Raw genomic sequence first — 713 nt, 5'->3', positions numbered from 1 at the left:
ATATACTCCTGTGCCCATAGGGAAACTATTAATAGGTGTACCATATACATATACTAGGTCAATACCACAAAGCATTTTTCTTGTTACTGTAAATGGATCGCTTCTGCATCCATAATCACCAGTAATTCTTGCATTTCCATAAATATCTTTTATTCTAATATTCCCTGATCCGTATTCTGTAAATCCGAACATTTTATTTTGTGTATCAAACATAGAAGGTGATTTAGCAACATAATGACTTGTAACTTTATTAATTACAGAAGGTGAATATGCTTTACTTCTTTTCTTATTTAAAGGATCATTTATTAAAATCTTACCGTCTTTAGTAATTCCTGTAGCAACTACATAATGACCTGATTTAGTAAACGGTCCGATTCCTTCTCCACGTAGAATAACCATTTTTCTTTGTTTTAACTGTTCAATGATTCCTTCTTTACCTTTCCTCTCGTTTATTTCGACACCGTGTACGCTTGCAAAGTCTTTAAAGAAATCCGACCTAGTTCCTAATTCAGGGTCAGTATACCCATTTCTATTAGCAAACTCATAAGCTTGCATAGGGTCTACTTGTCTACCTGTTAACGATGAAACAATCATAGCAGCAGAAGTTGGACCACATCCTGCTTTTTTAAACTTAGATTTCTTACCTTTAGAATTTGTAGAAGTAAAGTCTTTATTAGCCCATCTAGGATCATCTTGAGAGTAATATACTGCAC

1 protein-coding gene is annotated in these 713 nt (G+C 33.8%); it reads right to left on the bottom strand.

The annotated features are described in order from the left end of the window. Window positions 1-713 (bottom strand): C39 family peptidase (locus tag ETC00_RS19435; protein ID WP_171567697.1); only part of this gene is annotated, 713 nt, incomplete at both ends.

This window comes from Brevibacillus sp. MCWH (assembly GCF_013096935.1).
GTDB classification, from domain to species: Bacteria; Bacillota; Bacilli; order Brevibacillales; family Brevibacillaceae; genus Brevibacillus; species Brevibacillus aydinogluensis.
This window is presented reverse-complemented; position numbering and strand designations above follow the sequence as displayed.